The organism is Microcoleus sp. CZ3-B2 (assembly GCF_036705055.1).
Lineage (GTDB): Bacteria > Cyanobacteriota > Cyanobacteriia > Cyanobacteriales > Microcoleaceae > Microcoleus.
Genome location: NZ_JAUBTN010000002.1, coordinates 124,644 through 140,844 on the forward strand (window position 1 = coordinate 124,644; position 16,201 = coordinate 140,844).

The 16,201-nt window shown below is 45.5% G+C and carries 17 protein-coding genes and 1 tRNA gene; 10 read left to right on the top strand and 8 right to left on the bottom strand.

Annotation, left to right across the window (positions count from 1 at the left end; genetic code table 11):
* Positions 1-1,468: calcium-binding protein (locus QUA97_RS01610; protein ID WP_442922471.1), on the top strand; the 1,468-nt coding region annotated here is incomplete at its 5' end.
* 26 nt (positions 1,469-1,494) lie between these two features.
* On the opposite strand, the gene QUA97_RS01615 is transcribed toward QUA97_RS01610, so the two are convergent.
* Positions 1,495-1,629 carry a hypothetical protein gene (locus QUA97_RS01615; protein ID WP_333192453.1) on the bottom strand — a complete coding sequence of 45 codons (135 nt, stop codon included), beginning with the start codon at positions 1,627-1,629 and terminating at the stop codon, positions 1,495-1,497.
* A gap of 23 nt (positions 1,630-1,652) precedes the next feature.
* On the opposite strand from QUA97_RS01615, the gene QUA97_RS01620 reads away from it, so the two are divergent.
* The 4 genes from QUA97_RS01620 (at position 1,653) to QUA97_RS01635 (ending at position 4,213) form a co-directional block, all read left to right on the top strand.
* A complete protein-coding gene (locus tag QUA97_RS01620; protein ID WP_333192455.1) occupies positions 1,653-2,714 on the top strand; it encodes a CAP domain-containing protein in 1,062 nt (353 codons plus the stop codon).
* A 380-nt stretch (positions 2,715-3,094) separates the two neighbouring features.
* Positions 3,095-3,346, top strand: coding sequence for a DUF6883 domain-containing protein (locus QUA97_RS01625; RefSeq protein WP_228050057.1), 252 nt, complete (start codon positions 3,095-3,097; stop codon positions 3,344-3,346).
* Between the two features lie 79 nt (positions 3,347-3,425).
* The gene (locus QUA97_RS01630) at positions 3,426-3,668 is read left to right on the top strand and encodes a DUF4926 domain-containing protein (RefSeq protein ID WP_194068057.1); all 243 of its coding nucleotides are present in this window, start codon (positions 3,426-3,428) and stop codon (positions 3,666-3,668) included.
* A 152-nt stretch (positions 3,669-3,820) separates the two neighbouring features.
* Positions 3,821-4,213, top strand: a complete 393-nt coding sequence (locus tag QUA97_RS01635; RefSeq protein WP_194068058.1) for a DUF423 domain-containing protein — start codon at positions 3,821-3,823, stop codon at positions 4,211-4,213.
* A 78-nt stretch (positions 4,214-4,291) separates the two neighbouring features.
* Here the strand turns inward: QUA97_RS01635 and QUA97_RS01640 are convergent, their stop codons facing one another.
* Positions 4,292-5,482, bottom strand: a complete 1,191-nt coding sequence (locus QUA97_RS01640) for a hypothetical protein (RefSeq protein ID WP_333192461.1) — start codon at positions 5,480-5,482, stop codon at positions 4,292-4,294.
* A gap of 1,206 nt (positions 5,483-6,688) precedes the next feature.
* Between QUA97_RS01640 and QUA97_RS01645 the strand changes: the two genes are divergently transcribed.
* Entirely contained in the window at positions 6,689-8,119 is a 1,431-nt protein-coding gene (locus QUA97_RS01645) for a phosphoglucomutase/phosphomannomutase family protein (RefSeq protein ID WP_194068059.1), read from the top strand.
* A 484-nt stretch (positions 8,120-8,603) separates the two neighbouring features.
* A complete protein-coding gene (locus QUA97_RS01650; RefSeq protein WP_194068060.1) occupies positions 8,604-8,879 on the top strand; it encodes a lipopolysaccharide assembly protein LapA domain-containing protein in 276 nt (91 codons plus the stop codon).
* A gap of 17 nt (positions 8,880-8,896) precedes the next feature.
* Here the strand turns inward: QUA97_RS01650 and QUA97_RS01655 are convergent, their stop codons facing one another.
* The 6 genes from QUA97_RS01655 to QUA97_RS01680 form a co-directional block, all read right to left on the bottom strand.
* Positions 8,897-9,856, bottom strand: a complete 960-nt coding sequence (locus QUA97_RS01655; protein WP_194068061.1) for a hypothetical protein — start codon at positions 9,854-9,856, stop codon at positions 8,897-8,899.
* Positions 9,853-9,996, bottom strand: a complete 144-nt coding sequence (locus QUA97_RS01660; protein WP_333192467.1) for a hypothetical protein — start codon at positions 9,994-9,996, stop codon at positions 9,853-9,855. The genes QUA97_RS01655 and QUA97_RS01660 overlap by 4 nt, the downstream gene beginning before the upstream one ends.
* A gap of 15 nt (positions 9,997-10,011) precedes the next feature.
* Positions 10,012-11,067, bottom strand: coding sequence for a hypothetical protein (locus QUA97_RS01665; protein ID WP_333192468.1), 1,056 nt, complete (start codon positions 11,065-11,067; stop codon positions 10,012-10,014).
* Between the two features lie 554 nt (positions 11,068-11,621).
* Complete coding sequence (locus tag QUA97_RS01670; RefSeq protein WP_194062548.1) at positions 11,622-12,296, bottom strand: Npun_F0813 family protein; 675 nt, start codon at positions 12,294-12,296, stop codon at positions 11,622-11,624.
* Positions 12,297-12,525: 229 nt separating this feature from the next.
* A complete protein-coding gene (locus tag QUA97_RS01675; RefSeq protein ID WP_333192472.1) occupies positions 12,526-12,648 on the bottom strand; it encodes a hypothetical protein in 123 nt (40 codons plus the stop codon).
* Entirely contained in the window at positions 12,635-12,868 is a 234-nt protein-coding gene (locus QUA97_RS01680; RefSeq protein ID WP_194068063.1) for a hypothetical protein, read from the bottom strand. The genes QUA97_RS01675 and QUA97_RS01680 overlap by 14 nt, the downstream gene beginning before the upstream one ends.
* Positions 12,869-12,954: 86 nt before the next feature.
* Between QUA97_RS01680 and QUA97_RS01685 the strand changes: the two genes are divergently transcribed.
* From QUA97_RS01685 to QUA97_RS01695, 3 genes are all read left to right on the top strand, one after another.
* A tRNA-Arg gene (locus tag QUA97_RS01685) sits at positions 12,955-13,028 on the top strand.
* A gap of 443 nt (positions 13,029-13,471) precedes the next feature.
* A complete protein-coding gene (locus tag QUA97_RS01690; RefSeq protein ID WP_228050062.1) occupies positions 13,472-14,998 on the top strand; it encodes a site-2 protease family protein in 1,527 nt (508 codons plus the stop codon).
* 236 nt (positions 14,999-15,234) lie between these two features.
* Positions 15,235-16,185 carry a PIN domain-containing protein gene (locus tag QUA97_RS01695; RefSeq protein ID WP_194068072.1) on the top strand — a complete coding sequence of 317 codons (951 nt, stop codon included), beginning with the start codon at positions 15,235-15,237 and terminating at the stop codon, positions 16,183-16,185.
* The last annotated feature ends 16 nt before the right edge of the window (positions 16,186-16,201 follow it).

The following is a 16,201-nucleotide window of genomic DNA, read 5'->3' on the forward strand; positions in this document are numbered from 1 at the left end:
TCCGGCACCAGCATCATTCGATGAAAAGTTCTACCTGGTCAATAATAACGATGCTGCCAAAGCGATTGTGACTAGCAAAGTAAAAAGTGCTTGGGAACACTACCAAACTATTGGTCAAGCTGAAGGTCGTGCTAGTGCTCCGTCTCAGGTAAGCACTTTCAATATCACATTCGACTATCGATTTGATACCAATGGATTCTTCAGCGATCCCATTGATGGTCCCAACCGCAAAGCTACTTTGGAAGCAGCAGCCGACTACTGGGAAGCTGTTATCCAAGATGAATTTCCCAATGTTCCCGCTGGTACCGAGTTCTGGGTAAATGATCCTCAAAATCCAATAGGAGCAAATAAGAGGGTTAAGGTTGTTTTAGACAAGGAGATCGACGATCTACTAATCTTTGTCGCCACTCAACCTCCTTCGAGCGCTGCTGGCTATACGGCCCAGGGTGGTTTTACTAATGAAAAAGGTTTTTCCGATGTTTTCCCCGATCGGGTCAATGGGGTTAATTATGAACCTTTTGTAGCTAGTATCACATTTAGTAATGCAGCCGTTGCTGACCCAACTCCATTTGATTTTAGTAATAATGATGGAGCACTTGGAAACCTTTTTATCCTTGCCACTCATGAGATAGAACACGCTCTGGGAGTTAATGCGTCAGTACCAATTTTTAGCGCCCGAACGGTTGCCAATTCCTTTACTGGTACAAATGCTAAAGCCCAGAATAAAGGCAATCCAATTCCTATTAACCCCGCTTACGGTACAGTTCCCGACTTATCCCATCCACTGAGTATTGTTGGTAGTGGTGGTTTACCGTCCCTTCTAGGTGACGGCAATCTTGATGCCTTCATCCCCACCAAAGTTGATTTGGCATTACTTGCAGATGTTGGTTACAAATTTGAGGGATTTACCGTTCAAGATTCAACGCCAACTACCGCAACTGAGGGAGATGATAAAGTCCTTGGCACAGATTTGGCTGATACTCTCAACGGTTTAGGCGGTAACGACGACATCAACGGTGTGGCTGGCAATGATAGCCTGATGGGAGGTGCTGGCAATGACAACCTTAATGGTAGTGGTGGTAATGATAGCCTAACTGGTGGGGATGGCAATGACATACTCAACGGCGGCATTGGCAATGATAGCCTAAGTGGAGGTGTTGGCAATGACAACCTGACAGGAGGCGCTGGCAGCGACACCTTTATCTTTGAGGCGACAAGCGGTGAAGATCGGATCGCGGATTTTGTGGTAGCTGATGACAAAATACAGTTGGCTGGTAGCCTTGGTTTTAACAACGGAGCCGCTGTTTTAAGCGCACCGGGAAACTTCTTCAATGGCCCAGTAAACGATCCGAATGGCAATCCTATTCCTGGGCAAAAATTTTCTAAAATCACTCTCAGTTCAGGGAATATTATCACAATCTTTCACGATAATACTCCCTTGACAGCGACAAACTTTATCATCATCTGAATCTAGTTATCAGATAGCTTTGCGATTTAGGCGATCGCCCTTACCAAAAAAGGGCGATCGCCATTGGTAGGGGCAATCCCCCCGTGGTTGCCCGCTTTACTTTTGCGATCGTGCCCCAAATAAAATCCCCAGAAAAAACCGAACAAATTCCGGTAACTCATTTATAAAATTCAGCGAGTATCTCATGCGTCAAACTTTAGTTTTTCTGGCTATAACCACATTTCAAGTAACGCAAGTATCAGTAGTATTAGCTCAAAATAGTTCAGCATTTGAGCAGAGAATGATTTCCGAAATTAACCGAGCTAGAGAGAATCCTCCTGCTTATGCTGATTGGCTGCAAAGAGTCAAACAAACATACGATCCTGCTACCAGATCCTTCCAAATTCCTGGGCAAAATAGTCGATTTGGTGTGTTTGGAGACTTAGCAGCATTTGATGAAGCAATTAGTGTCCTTAAAAGAACTTCTCCAATCCCAACACTTCGTACATCCAATGGACTTGGTTCAGCAGCAGCCGATCATGCTCGCGAGCAGTCAGTTGCTACATCTTTTAGCCAGATAAGTCACACTGGAAGAGATGGTAGTAGTCCAACTGATAGAGGAAATCGCTATGGTTCTAATACGGGTGTATGGGAAAACATTGGTGCTGGTCTGTCACCTGAATTTATTGTAATGAACTTGATGCTCGATTACTGGGAAGCTAGTCGTGGACATAGAAAAAACTTTCTAAATTCAACTTTTAGATTAATGGGAGTAGGTTGTGGTAACTCATCTATAGCAGGTGTGGGAAAAGTCTGTGTAATGAACTTTGCTCAAGAGTATTCTGAGAATAGAGGAAACCTTCCTAATCAATTCCCGAATCAAACTGATAGACCACCTAGAGATACAAATCAGCCTAGACAACTTAATCTTACAGGCGAATGGGTAATTGAGACTGGGAGTTTTAAGTTCTTATCCAATGATGTAAATAATTCCTGTTTGTCAGCGCCAGAACTTGGAACTGGTTATTCTCCAATTACAATCCGTCAAAATGGGAGCCAGCTAATACTTTCAGGTGTTTATCAGAGATATAACAATATTACGAATAGTCGAATTTCAGGTACTCAATTTGAAGCAATTGCTATGTTTGGGAATTTAGCATTACTAAGATATAGTGGTTCTGTGAGCTTGGATGGTAGACAAATTACAGGTACTATAGTGTGTGGTAACAGAGGAGCAAACATACCATTTATAATGAGGAAATCTTGATAAGAAATTTTCGCTACACCAGATAAGCTGAGAATTGTCAGGCTAGTTTGCATCATTTGTTGGTGGGTTAGGGCTGGTTTTTATAATTTGTCGATCGGTGTCAAATATCTAGGCGAACCCAACCTGCAATGCCTGTAAAATATGAGGATAAATTTGTAGGGGCTGGTTCGCCGCTCGATTATGCCACCCACAAATAATCTTGACAAACCCGCCCCCACCCAACCGTGAAACTTCTTGCTATAACAATATACGCGATCGTCCTTATTCCATCCATGTTTATCTGCGGTAAAAAAGGGCGATCTCTTTTCTTTTGTGAAGTGCTATCGATCTTTAAATATATAATTTTAAATTGACCGTACTAATATTACAAAATTAAGTAAATGAAACTACCTAATGATACCATTATTACTGAAGCAAAAATAACTCAATACTTGCTCAAGTTCTTAGTAGAAGATGATAAATCTTTGTTTCTTGCACGAGCCAATTACACCCTAGACAAATGGCAACAACTAGAACAAGACTTAAGAGAACAAATTTTGCCTCTGGATGCAACACCAACCGAACAAACGCGCTATGGTAATAAGTATGAAATTCGCGGCACGTTAACTGGCCCTAACGGCATAAGCCTGTGAGTAGTGACTGTTTGGATGACTGAGTTTCCATCCCAAAAAACCAAGTTTATTACCCTATATCCCAATAAGGAGGTATAAAATGAAATTTCCCTTGTTTAAAAGAGTAGCATTACGAACAGATGTACCCAAGTACAAACTCTGTCGAGGAGATATTGCCACTATTGTTGAGCATCATCCCCACCCCGATGAGGATGGCTACAGTCTTGAAGTTTTTAATGCTTTAGGTGAAACTATAGCTGTAATTACTTTAGCTGAGTCGCAAATTGAACCGTTGATGTCTAATGAAGTTTTGCGTGTCAGGACTTTGACCGAGGCTGCATAAACAGTCCTGGACGCACGGGCGGTCAGAAACCGGGTTTTTCATCAAATCTGCGATGTTCCAACGAAGTATTTTCCTAAAAAAAACCGGTTTTTTGACCCCAATGCGTCCAGGACTAAACGTAAACTTAAATAAAATTCAACGATGGTTAAATTATGTCATCACTAATCTTAACGCGCATTTTCCTCGCAACAGCAGCCGTCTTCGGAGGTTTATCCGTTGCAGGCGGTGCTTTTGCCTCCCACGCTTTGAAAAGTCACTTGGGCGATCGAGCTTTAGCAATTTTTGAAACTGCAGCCCGATATCAAATGTACCACGCCCTAGCTCTATTGCTCGTAGCTTTACTATTAAGCCGCGCCCCAGAGTCTCAAACCTTTTTTGCAGTGGCTGGATGGGCTTTTATTGCCGGCACGATCGTTTTTTCAGGAAGTTTGTACGCCCTGAGTTTGACTGACATCAAATGGCTGGGTGCCATTACGCCGCTGGGCGGAGTTGCTTTTATTGTCGGTTGGGGATGTTTGGCCGTCGCAGCTTTCTCTTTCAAATAACCTGTTGCTAAATTTTGACAATAACTGCCAACAACCAACAACCAACTGCTTTCCTAACAACTGCCAACTAATAACGGACTAATTATCAAAGACATCGCTGGAAAACATCTCTGTCACAGTCCGCAAGTAAGGTAAAAATACCATTAAATCTTCAGCAGGAAGCCGATCGGATATTTCCCAAAACAAAATCAGCAGCATATCCTGCACTAACTCCCAACTTACATGAAGTTTTGGGTAAAGCATCACGCACATTGGAAACAATTCTTGCTGTACCGGGCCAATGCTTTCTTCCAAAACGCACCAACACAAATAGCTTTGAAAAATTTCGACATCCCGGATACTAGAATTTTTTACATCGCGATCGCTCAAATAACCGCTGCTGCTGCGGTATCCTTGATGCTGGGAACTAGCGCGATCGTACACTGCACTAGCAATCTGAGTCGCGTGCTGCAACAAATGCTGAACCGCTAACATAGCTTTTGAATTCGGTGGCTGATTCGCAGCAGCCTCGTTAATCTCTCCGTAGGGACTGTGCAGGTAGTCATCTACAACTTTTAAGTAGGGTGTAAATTCCGATCGCTCTGACTCCGAAAGACATCCTAACAAGATTCTGCTAGTATATTGAAACTCCAACGTCACAAATCCTAGCACTAAGGAATCTCTCTGTGAGTATTTCCGCCTCACTTTGACAATATCTTTTCCCACCAGCACTGACAAACGAGAAGCTGGTTCTCTATCGCCGTAAGCGTCTATTGCTTTGCGATATAAAGCGCGAGTGTCGGCCACAATTTCTTCACGATCGATTAAGCTCGCATCGATCGCCTGCTGCTCTATTTGTCCCCCTAAAATAGCTTCTACTTTATTCCAAGCTATCTCGCTACCTACTTTTAGGGTATCTATCAATTTGTCAACAATTTGGGCTCGGTTTTCATCAAAGTTATTTGACTGCGGGCTGTGGGGAATTTGCCGCGACGTTTGTTTTTCTCGTGCTTCGACTGTATTGTAATATTTTTTTGCCCAGCTAACTGCTAAGGAAGAAACATTAACACCCCCCGCCTCGGGATTTTTTTGAATGTCAGATTCATTCATACCCCGTGTTACAAAACTGTCGCCCTGTTGAATCTCGTCGGTTGCTGATAAAGACTTCAAATATAGTTGTGAAATACTTGTCATGATAAACCTCGTTTTGTGATAAAGTCGCACCCGCTCGATTTCCTGATTTTTAAAGTTGTTAACTGCAATTTTCTCCATTTTGAGGCTAAAAGTCATCTGCCATTGTGCTTAAAACTATAAGCTATTTAGCTTGACTGCCTGCATCTTTTATAGATTGTACGTTAATAGCGCTATTGATTGTGCGCTGGATCACAGGGAGACGGCGATCTTCATAGCCTTTTTCAAGCGTGGTGAGGAGTCAATCTATTTTAGATACTTCGGCTCACTTAGACTTGCTTCGACTTCGCGGGTTCACAAGACGCGAGTGTGCAAGTCGCTCAGTAAGAATTTTAGATTTTAGGTTTTAGATTGGGGGATTTGGGGATTGAGAAATTAATCAATTGAGGGATACCTCATCAGTCTATTTTAGATTTTAGATTAGGGGATTTGGGGATTGAGAAATTGTTCAACTGAGGGATACCTCCTATGAGAGATAGAACTGCTATAGCCTTTCTGTGCTATCATAGGAGGTACTATGCGGCATAGGGCATCGGCCCGCGCAGGGCATAGAACCTAAAAGCTTACCTCACTTTTTTGATAACCGCTATATACCTTAATTCTTTTCTCGAACTGTCAACTGTTTGCTGTGAACTATTTGCTGAAAAGGGGGATGCTTTAAACCCATTTTTTTGTTGTAAAAAAGGCTGAAAATAAATTCAACTTGTCTTAAAAGCTGACAATTAAAGTTTAGTTGACCTCAAAAAAACTGCTGATTTAAATTTTTAGTCTTTGTTTTGGCTCGTTTTTGTCCATCCCTGCTTTCTCAAAGAATCTACCCTACATCACAATCTAACGATAACTTTGATTAATTGATTTCGGTGAAGCAAGAAAATTATTTTCAGCCTGGCGATTGTGAGAAAACACTAACACATTCTAAGAGAGGCTTTTATAAATAAATAATTAAATTTATGATGATAGTAAAATTTATGTGACAGTTCGCGATCGCCCTCGGACTAATTGATTCCGGGTTTTTTGATGAATCGCCCGCAATTTTTCCCCGTCTATTCGATCGCCCAACCAGCTTTCAAAACCCGAATTTAGATAAACTAGCCCGCCCAATATCAGATTTTACCAACTCTAGCTGCTTCGAGTCCTCTGCCAAAAGTCGGATCGGGCTCACACAAGGATAGGATCGGGTTGATTGGGCTTGGCGCGGGGATTCTTGCTGGCGATCGCTTCGGCGCACCTCAAAAAGACCGCGGCCACTACGTCTTTAAGGCTATGCCTTCGGGTAGGATTAGTAGGACGAGAGGAAGTGATAAAATGAGCGCCAGCAATTCAACAGAAATTAAGTTCGGAACCGATGGGTGGCGAGGATTGATTGCCCGTGACTTTACTTTTGCCAACGTGCGAAAAGTCACTAGGGCGATCGCCAGTTACCTGGAAACTGCTTACACCAAAGACCGCCCAGTTCTAGTCTCCTACGATACCCGCTTTTTGGCAGACGAGTTCGCCCGCACGTCGGCGGAAATATTGGCAGATTTGGGATGGACTGTGCTTGTGGTCGATCGAGATTGTCCGACACCAGTCATCGCCTACAGCGCCAAGCATCTAAACTCCGCAGGCGCTTTGATGTTCACCGCATCGCACAATCCCGCACCTTACTGCGGCATCAAATACATCCCCGACTACGCCGGCCCGGCTACCCCAGAAATTACCGATACGATTGTGGCAAATATTGCTGGTGCTTCTGATGCGCCAGCAATCGGTAGCCACAACGATAAAATCTCCACTTTCGATCCGAAACCCGAATATCTGAAGTTTCTTTATGCCTCGATCGATGTGGAGCGGATTCGCTCTGCTAAGTTAAAGGTCAAGTACGACGCTCTCTATTCGACTTCTCGCGGTTATCTTGACGAAGTTTTGGAACACTGCGGCTGTGATGTCGAAAGTTTTCACACCTACCGCGACGTGCTGTTTGGTGGCGGAATGCCCGAACCCAAGGGCGAACAGTTAGTCGAGTTGGTGGAATCTGTTAAAAAGGATTCGGCTGATTTAGGTTTGGCCACCGATGGCGATGCCGATCGCTTTGGTATTGTTGATGAGTTGGGAAATGTCTTAACTCCCAACACTGTGCTGTTGCTCTTGGGCCGCCACTTGGTTAAGAATAAAGGCTTGACTGGGGCGATCGTCCGTACCGTCGCAACTACCCACTTGCTCGACAATATGGCCGCCAAATACGGTTTAAAAATCTACGAAACCGCAGTCGGTTTTAAATACATCGGCGAAAAAATGCGGGAAACTGCGGTGCTCATTGGAGGCGAAGAGTCTGGCGGTTTGAGCGTTTTGGGTCACATCCCCGAAAAAGACGGGATTTTGGCTGATATGCTAGTTGCTGAGGCGATCGCCTACGAAGGCAAACCGCTTTCTCAGCTAGTCGAAGAAGCCATCAAAGAAGCCGACGGCCCCCTGTACAACAAACGCTTGGACTTGCACCTAGAGGAAGCCCACAAAGCAGCCGTTTTGGATTCTTTTACCAAGAATCCCCCCACGGAAATAGCGGGTATCGGCGTTAAGGAAATCGGCCGCAAAGACGGTATTAAACTTTATCTAGAAGACGGCGGTTGGGTACTCCTGCGGCCTTCGGGAACCGAACCTTTGATGCGCGTTTACATGGAAACCAATTCTGTGGAAAAAGAAACCAAAGTTGCTGAATACATGGAAAAGGTTATTTCCCATTTAGAACCTGCTTAATTTTTCACCTATTCCAATGCGGGGTTTTTTCCCTAGGCCTTGAGATTGTATGGTGCGCGCAGCGCGCACCTCATCTAGGGCTTGAGTCCGTAGGGTGCGTCAGCAATGATCCGATCTGTGTTTAGCCAAGATTTTACAACTGACGCACCCTATTAAAACAACTAAAATTAATCATCGATACTGCTCGGCCAGTCATATATAGCCTTTCTCAAGCGTCGTGACGTATGCCTTATGCCCAATGCCGCATAGTACCTCATCTTTCTGAGAAAGGCTATACTTGCAATACAGTCCGACTTGTTACAGTTTATTTTTATTTGTTTAAATATTTAAAAAAAACCTCATTTTTTTTAGTATCTACTTGACTTTTCCTGATATTTTATTGTATATTATTTAATAATGGGATGGTTGCAAAAATAATATTTTGACACAGATTTCTATTATACAATAAGTATATCAGTTAAATTGTTAGCTTGTCAAGCCTTTTATGAAAACAATTCCTCAGCTCGCCATTAGTTTTTTATTAGCAATTTTGGCCGGCGCGATCGGCATAATCTCAGTACAGAACGCCGCCCCAGTATCCTTAAACTTTATCTTTTTTAAATCCATACAAATGCCCGTAGGATTAGTATTGGCGACGAGTATTAGTGCAGGACTGATCGGCGGTGCGCTGCTGCAACCGCTGTGGAACCTTTCTGAGTCCCAAGGTTCGCGTTCCAACTTTCAGGCAAATTCACAGGACTCCGACACGGCAGAATATTAAGTTAATTTGCTGAATGCTTAGATTGAATACACCTGACCGTCAATCAACAGCCGAGTAATTCCCTTGGCTAGCAGGTAAGGCGCAGCTTTTTGCAGCATCCGGCCGTCAGGAATCTTGAAAACTCTTTGATTGCGAGTGGCAAATCGGCGCGCTACTCGGTGATTGTCAAATACTGGCAGGGTTTTTTCGCGAATTTCGATCGCCGGAATTTGACCGAGTTCGCCAAAAGCTTTCAGAGGTCTAGTGATTAACTCGGACGCCCGATCGACTACTAAATAGCAAATTTGGGGTACAGATGCTTCGCTTAAAGGCAAAACTTGAATCACCCCAGTAGCCCGAAACTCGCTCGAATCCCCCGACATCGAACCCAGCAGGCTGGCTTCAAAGAGAGAATTTTCATCCTCTAAATCTTCGTCGAAATCGTCTAAATCGTCCGCGTCGTCCTCATCTAAATCGTCCTCATCTAAATCGTCCTCATCTTCCTCGAAATCGCTAAAATCTTCACCCGCCACCTTTTCTGCTTCTAAAAGCACAGGCTGCTGTTCCCCAGTCACAGCAGCGCTGTCGCTGCGATCGACATCGGTTGATAAAGTAGTATCTGGCAAAGCCGAAACCAAATCCGACTGGGCATTTGATAAAGAACGCTTTGTCGGAGTCGGCCTCGAATTTGAGGCTGATTTCGGGACAGGGACTGACTCCGACAGGGGGACACCTGCAGGATCGGTTTCGCCCTCAGCAGCCGGGGATGCAGTCTCATCTTTCGGCTCAGAAACTGTGCTGCTGGTGGAGGAACGCTTTTGTTTTTGCTGGACTAGAAATTCGTATTCCGACTCCGACAAAGCGCCCTGAATGATGCGCCTGACTGTCGAACTACTTACTCCGTAGCGCTTTGCTAGAGTGATAGTATTCTCGTCCGACTGTCGGTACAGCCGCAGGAGTTCCCGTTTGTCTGAATCGGAGAGTTTTGTAGGCGTCATGCCAAGTTTTCCAGCAAAAAAATGTGAAAAAACCCAGGAAGTGCGATCGGCGAACTGTGATTTTTCATTTGTGATTTCAAGTTGAGAGAGGCAGGCCAGCGTAAAAAAGCTTTCGCCTCCCCATCTCTTGTTTCGGACATCCCAGTCTCCAATCGCTACGCAGCGCGGCGACTCCGCCTGCTCTGGCGAGAACGGGTTGAGATGTCATGTTCCAAGATAGCTCCTATTCCGAACAGGATGGCGCTGAAAACAAAAAAGACTTCCAGCAAACTACCGCTTTGATAACTACCCTCAGCCTGAGTATCGCGCCATTTAAAGTACATATCTGCGACGTAAAGCGAAAAAGTTGCAGCCGCAATCATTCGCCAAGATTGCGAAAAACGTCCTCCCCAAAACGCCAGCAGCAGTGCAGTAGCGATAATCAGCAGAAAAACGTCCCCGACGATGTAAAACAAATTGATTGCATAGGCGTAAGGCGACAGTATTTTGTCAAGTGCTACAACCCATGCTGGAGCTTTAGTTGGTTCTACTGCTTCTTCCGGTGCCTCTACAGCAGCCGCCGCAGCCGCTCCTTTTGTCTTTGACTTGGACGAATCCAAAGCAGGGGCGGAGGCTGTTGGTTGGGTTGCTGGATCGGTTTCTGTCAATATTTCTAAACTCGGTGGCGGAGCCATTCCTAGCTGCGCTCTCCAAGAGTCTGGTGCCGCAACCCAGATAGCTACAGCAATCCCGAAGGCTGCAATTCCTGCTAACAAACCCCACTGCCAAATTTCTAAATTCAGCCGCTTTGAAGTCACGGCGGCAACCATGCCCCCAATCAGTAGCACGTAACTGCCCAAATAAAAGGCATCGGCTGGGGAAACGTCCGGGTTTAACTCGAAATAGAGTTCCCAAATCCCGAACAGCACTCCGCCTATAAAATAGAAGAGCATCCCTAGACCAATGCCCAGCCAAACGTTGCGCCCGCTGACCATGTGCGGGCTTTGCCAGTTTCTAAAACAAACTAAAGCTGCTCCTAGGTATGCTCCGCATTCAAAAACATAGGTGCCGATCGAGTACCAAAGAGGTAAGCCCTCTTCTGGTGAGAGGGGGACGCTGAACAGCAAAAAGAACAGCAGTGCCATTACAGCCCAGACAATGCCCACAATTACTAGGGTCTGAGCTGACAGTAAAGATGCAGATGTAGATGACTTTTCTGAAGTGCTACTCATAGGGATTTCACGAAACCTAACTAGCGGTTGAACCCACCCCATCTCAATTTGTGATTGTAGATGAGGATTCTTTCGCCACATAACCTTTGTCTGACGCTCCCGGAAAAACTGGCGTCCTCAGCGTGCCGTCGGGATTTTTGCCCTCGTACACTAAGAGAAAGACTAAGCAAGAATAATATCTATTTACTAATTCGAGGAATTAGTTGTTAGTCGATCTTTTGTCCGGAAATAATAATAAATGATAGAAGTAAGGTCTGTGTCTTCACCATTAAGGCTTTTACAGTACCAAATCCATCTCTGAAATCATACCCTCAAATGTTGCTGTCTCTGTTGTTTTTGTTTCGCACTACCCCAATCAGATCGATGATTGTGGGTGGGGACTGCGATCGAAATTTAGTTAAATTGCTAGACTGTAGGTGGCACCAAAACCGACTCAACACTTTTGTTGTTCGTACAAGTTGGCATTCCCACCTGTATATCCCGTAGCCCCTACAGTGCAATTATCTCAGCTTAATTATCTGCTGCCAATTGTCTGAGCAATTGTCAAAGATTGTTTATGCTGCAATCCATAACTTGTTGAGGGCTGATTGTTTCAGCCAATCTAAAAATTGAGTGCGATCCGGTGCTGGCATATCTTGCAGTACATCGCTCACTCCCTCAGCGAAGCCCGTATCGCCAAAATATGATTTGCCCAAACGGTGGAGTTCTTGCAATAAGGTTTTGAGATGTTGCTCTTGCCAAGGGGGCACCTTATGATTTTGCAAGGGACTAACGGTCAGCCAATTTTTGATCGCATCAGCCGAGTCTGCCTGGGGGAAGTTGCCCTGCTGAAATATCTTGGCGATATCTTTCTGAAACGATGCGGCTTGCCTTGCGCCTAAGAGGTCTTCTACATCGAAGTAAACAGCTTGGAGCAGCAGCAGGCAACCCTGCGCGAACAGCGGTGATGATGCAGATTCTGTACCTGCTTGTTCTTCACCCGCAAGCTGATCTAAACGGACTTTTCCCCAGACGCTATACCTATCCGGCTCTTCTAGCAGAACGCAGGCTTTGCCTCGATTGTCGGTTAAGTCCCGCCACAAGGCTCTGGCGTCTTCTGCTTGTTTGCCGTTGAAGGCGCTGATCAGGCGAAAAGTCTGCCCCTGATAATTGAGAATGGGAATTTGTTGATCCCGTTTTGGATGTTGATAATTGGTTATTTCAACGTCCTGCCGTTTCAGAATAAACATGACACTGCGATTTGACTCCTGTCATGGCCGAGGTGCTGTGCTTGTGACGTTCCCCTAGCCTTTAGGTTTGGGGATTCTTGATTTAATGAGTCCACTTACATTAGCAGGATTGCCCTCCTCAAGCGTTGCGATCCTTTTTTGCTAACTAATGCTAACAAATTTCTCAGTTGAGATTGTTTCTCAACCCTGGCGTTTCAACTAATGCACTAAGGAAAAAATTCCCCGCGCACTAGGGAATGCTGTACTGGCAACGCTTGATTTTCGCGATCGTACCGATCGGGCGATCGACTATTTTGCTTTGATGTCGTAGAGGAACCTTATATATTGGCTCCGTACCATCAGGGATTTGCACCTGAGTCTTTCACTCCTAGTTCTACCACATTTTGATCAAATATCAAGTTGAGCCGAATGTTACCAAACATCGCTCCTGAGCGACAAGTTAGTCGCTGAGGATCGACTTGTGACTCAAATCCAGAGACTAGATCTGGTTTTTTGGTAATACGATCGCTCCTATCGTCTCGGTTTTTGACATTGAGGGCGATCGCCCTTGATGCCCTATTTTTGTAGTTCAAACCGATTTCTGCATAAATTATCAGATATTTACTTGCTCGATCGCACACTGCACCGATACAATAATGTTGTTAGCAATTTTTGAGTTGGGTGCGTAACTCAGTTGGATAGAGTAGCTGCCTTCTAAGCAGCGAGCCGCAGGTTCAAGTCCTGCCGTACCCGTTAAAACAACACTATACACAGCAATACTTTCAGCCGTTTTTGATTTGAATGGCGAGACTGGTTCAAACCTTATTTGTCCTGCATTTGTTCCGAATTCGGTCATCCCGCACTAAGTCAAATCTGTAAAAAAGTCCCGCAGGCCCAACTGCTACCCATTTTCCCGCTTCCCGATCGACACTACTCATCTCCGCATCTGTTGGTCGCCGTCGGTGTATTATCATAAAAAGACCATCGTGTCAATAGCCTGTCGCTGGCAAAGTTAAAACAGCGACCGCTGTTGTGGGCCGAGTAGCCCTCAAGAGTTATCCTTAGTTCAGGCTAGTTTCCGACAGGTTTGGATAATGATCCCAGCAAATATATTGTATATTCCCCAAGATTTAATGCTATTGCCCTACGACACCGCGATCGATCGATTAAAGCCCCTATTAGCCCAAGCAACCGGAATGCCACTAATTGCATCGGACAATACGGCAACAATTGCACTCTTATTGCTTTCTGTGGGAATTCTGGGTTGGGGATTTTATCGCGCCAGAGATCGAGGCAAACTAGGAATTTTGGCTTGGTTGCAGTCAGTGGCGCTGATGACTCCTTGGCTGCTGTTCTTTGGTTTGTTCGCCGCCGGGATTTACCTCAATCTAGTGGCAGTATTGTTGCTGCTAGTGGCATCCACAGGATTATACATTTATCTGGGCCGGCAATTGCGTCAGGCTGCCTTGGATGCAGTGCTAAAGTCGCGCGATACTGCCCAAGAAAAGCCCCAAACCGATGGTTTCTCGCCCCCCGACTCGCAGCCGACATCAGCCAAAGAAACGATTAAAACCGTCACCTCGTCACCAGGAACCAATGAAGTAGAAATAATTCCCGTTCCTGTTGAAGACCTCAAGGCAATTCAAGGCATTTTTGGCATCGATACTTTCTTTGCCACAGAAACAATTCCCTATCAAGATGGCGTAATCTTGAAAGGCAATCTCCGGGGAGACCCCGAACAAGTACACTCGCGTTTGACCGCAAGTTTGCAAGCAAGATTAAACGATCGCTACCGCCTATTTTTAGTAGACAATCAGGACGAAAAGCCGGTAGTTATTATCTTGCCAAGCACAAATGACCCCCAGCCAACTACCGTATCTCAAAAAATCCTAGCAGTCGTGCTGCTGCTGGCAACAATTGCTACTAGCTTGGAAACTGGCGGTTTGCTGCTAGGTTTCGATTTCTTTGGTTCGCCGCATCGATATCTAGAAGTTCTGCCAGTGGCGGCGGGAATTTGGGCGGTTTTAGGCTCGGGAGAAATTGCTCGCCGAGTGGTAGCAAATCAATACAATGTTGGCTTGAGTTGGCCGTTTTTTATACCAACTTTGCAAATAGGTTCTTTTGGGGCGATCGAACGTTTTGAGTCGCTGCTTCCCAACCGTAAAGTTTTGTTTGATATCGCTTTTGCCGGATCGGCGGCTGGCGGAATAGTTTCTCTCCTAATGCTGATTACAGGTTTGCTGCTTTCTCACCCCGGCAGTTTGTTTCAAATTCCTGCAGAATATTTCAAGGGCTCGGTTTTGGTGGGGGCTTTGGCAAAAGTGGTGTTGGGTTCGGCTTTGCTGCAGCCGATTGTTGACGTTCACCCGCTGGTAGTTATCGGTTGGTTGGGCTTGGTAATCGTGGCGCTTAATTTGATGCCTGCAGGACAGTTGGATGGGGGTAGAATTATACAAGCAATCTACGGCCGCAAAATTGCCAGTCGCGCGACTTTGGCGACGTTTGTAGTGCTGGCGATCGCTTCTTTAGTTAATCCCTTGGCTCTATATTGGGCGATCGTGATTCTGATTTTACAGCGGAATCTGGAGCGGCCGAGCCTCAACGAACTGACTGAGCCTGATGACGCTCGCGCGGCTTTGGGTTTGCTAGCTTTGTTTTTGATGATTGCTGCGCTTTTACCCTTGACTCCGGCTTTGGCCGGCCGTTTGGGAATCGGGAACTAACAGCAGCCGCCGGTCTTTGGTAACAGACTCTGGCGTTGCAGTAAATTAGTCAAATCTAGGAATTGGGCGATCGAACTGGGGAACTGAAGGCGACGGTATTCCTAACTACTAATCTCCAATTAAGGGCGCGGCCCCGAGCAATTTATTTTTTACCGAAAGTAGATTTTTGAACAACCCAAAATTTGTTTAAACTCGATCGAGTTTAAATAACTTATCTGAACATCTAGGATAAAGTCATGGCTAATCAACTTCCTCCTATATTGGTAACTTTTGATGCAGATGTTTTGATGGCTGGCAGAACCCAAGTGTGGCAAGAATATGCCAAGGTGGGAACTTGCTATATCCCGGAAGTAGTGTACGACGAAATAGATCGTCTTACCGGCGAAGCGGTGGAACCGGCTATCGAACAAATCGCTAAGGAATTTATGCGCTTTTTTGCCGAAAGCGGCTGGATTGCAACTGACGCTCAAGAGACGCACCGAGGTCTTGAACCTTCGATCAAAAATCAAAGCAAGCAAGCAATGCTCGTGGTGGCGACGGCTCAGTGCGTTTACGGTTTGGCTCAGGAACACCCGGAGGCTTTGTTGATTTTTGTGTCAAACAGCCAGCCTCTACTGAAGCGGCTGGCTTCTGTCGGGGCTGCGAATCTCTGCGGGATTACCGGGGCTATGCTGTTAAATTGGGCGAGGAAAGGGGAACGCCCGCCGGCGGTGACTCAGCAATTGCAAAGTTTGATGCGTACCCTCGCCGATCGCCAATCGACTCAGCGCTCTAACAGCAGAATTCAGGATGTTGCTGTCGGTAAAACCGGGACTTCTGCTAGCAAGTTCACGGGGATGCGCGGCACTTCTGAGTTGAATTCGCCGATCGCTTCTACTAAAACTAATCACACGGGTTTCACTGGGAACCGCAGTGCGACTCCGCGCGCCAAAAAGCCGCCGCGCATTCGCGAGGAGTCTAGAGATTACGAGCCGGCTGTATATCGGATGAAAAATATTACGCCACCGAAAAAAAGAAATAGCAGTTTTTTGTCTGGTGCGTTCAATTTTTTGGGAGCGTTATTTTTCTTGACGGTGGCGGTGGGTATTTTGTGGCGAGTATTTGATGTTAAGGGTTTTAGAAAAACTTTTGTGCCCGCTCTACCGCAGCCCGTGCAACAATTTGTTAAGTCTATCGACCCTAAGTAATCGACAGTGCCACTCT